This is a genomic window from Scytonema sp. PCC 10023 (assembly GCF_963920835.1).
Lineage (GTDB): Bacteria > Cyanobacteriota > Cyanobacteriia > Cyanobacteriales > Nostocaceae > Kalymmatonema.
This window is the reverse complement of sequence record NZ_CAWUDP010000289.1, coordinates 1-1455: the sequence shown is the minus strand read 5'-3', so window position 1 is coordinate 1455 and position 1455 is coordinate 1. Positions and strand designations below refer to the sequence as shown.

Annotated in this window: 2 protein-coding genes; one reads left to right on the top strand and one right to left on the bottom strand. The window is 40.3% G+C overall.

Features of this window, described 5'->3' with window-relative positions; genetic code table 11:
• Positions 1–43: 43 nt before the first annotated feature.
• The gene (locus tag ACM0OZ_RS48765; protein ID WP_414590145.1) at positions 44–232 is read right to left on the bottom strand and encodes a hypothetical protein; all 189 of its coding nucleotides are present in this window, start codon (positions 230–232) and stop codon (positions 44–46) included.
• A gap of 60 nt (positions 233–292) precedes the next feature.
• On the opposite strand from ACM0OZ_RS48765, the gene ACM0OZ_RS48760 reads away from it, so the two are divergent.
• A complete protein-coding gene (locus ACM0OZ_RS48760; RefSeq protein ID WP_414590144.1) occupies positions 293–1372 on the top strand; it encodes an RNA-guided endonuclease InsQ/TnpB family protein in 1080 nt (359 codons plus the stop codon).
• Positions 1373–1455 lie beyond the last annotated feature (83 nt).

The window sequence follows — 1455 nt, the reverse complement described above, 5'->3', positions numbered from 1 at the left end:
GAGTTTGTCCTAAGCAGCCAAAAACCTAGGCAACCCCAGTCATTTATCGACAATCGTTCCTCGCATTTTCAATCAATTCATCAATAAGATTTCTTAGCCGTTCTTGCCAGTCAGGGATGGCTCTTAGTTTCTCTTTAACACCTTCGCGTACTTTCAAGCATACGGGTGATTTGTCGAAAGGCTCTTCATTAAAAGGAAGCGCACCTAGCTTATGTTTTTTTTGAAAAGTCATTGTTTTTACTTTTATTTATTAGTATACTAATAGATATAACACAAGTTTTGAGGTCGAACAATGCTTTTATCCATCAAGACTAAGTTAAAACTAACTGCCGAACAAAAAACCGTAATGAGTAAACATGCAGGTATAGCGCGGTTTACTTACAACTGGGGTTTGGCTACTTGGAAAAGCTTATATCAAGATGGATACAAGCCTAATAAATATCTGCTCAAGAAGTTCTTCAACAACTCAGTCAAAACAGAGTTGGAATGGATTAAAGAGAAAGGTATTTGTCAGAAAATTACTCAATACGCTTTCGATCAGTTGGGTGCAGCTTTTGACCGATTCTTTAAAGGGTTGGGTGGATATCCAAAGTTCAAGAAGAAAGGCGTCAACGATTCTTTCACAATAGACGCCAGCGGAAAACCTATTCCGGTAGGTGGCTTGCGAGTTAAGTTACCGACGATTGGATGGGTCAAGACTTATGAAGGATTGCCTCATGCGACGACTACCAAATTAACAATATCTCGGATAGCTGATGACTGGTATATTGCATTTGCACACGAGGTGGAATGCGAACTGACACAAAAGTCACAAGAAGCTGTTGGCGTAGATTTGGGGATAAAAGAACTGGCTACATTAAGTACTGGTATCGTGTTCCCCAACCCAAAAGCCTACAAGAAAAGCATCCAAAAGCTAAAGCGATTGTCTAAGTCTTTGGCACGAAAAACCAAAGGTAGTAACAATCGCCACAAATCAAAAATTAAGTTGGCAAAGCATCATAACCGCGTTTCAAACATTCGTAAAGACTCGCTCCATAAAGTCACCAATTACTTATGCAAAAACCACGCCGTGATGGTGATTGAGGACTTAAATGTTTCGAGTATGATGCAAAATCATAAGCTTGCTCAATCCATCGCCGATTGCGGATTCTATGAATTTAAGCGGCAACTTGAATACAAGTGCAAGAAGTTTGGAAGCAAGTTAGTTGTTGCGGATAGGTGGTATGCATCTTCCAAAATATGTAGTAATTGTGGCTGCAAGAAAGAATCTCTGCTATTAAGTGAACGCGTCTATTCATGTGGACATTGCGGACATGTAATGGACAGGGATTTGAACGCTGCAATCAACTTATCGCGCAGGGCTTTGGCGTGAATGCTTTCTGAGGGATAACCGCTCCCATGCTCCCTATGAAGAAAGAAGTAAATGTCTAGACAAGTCTAGAATTTATATAGCAG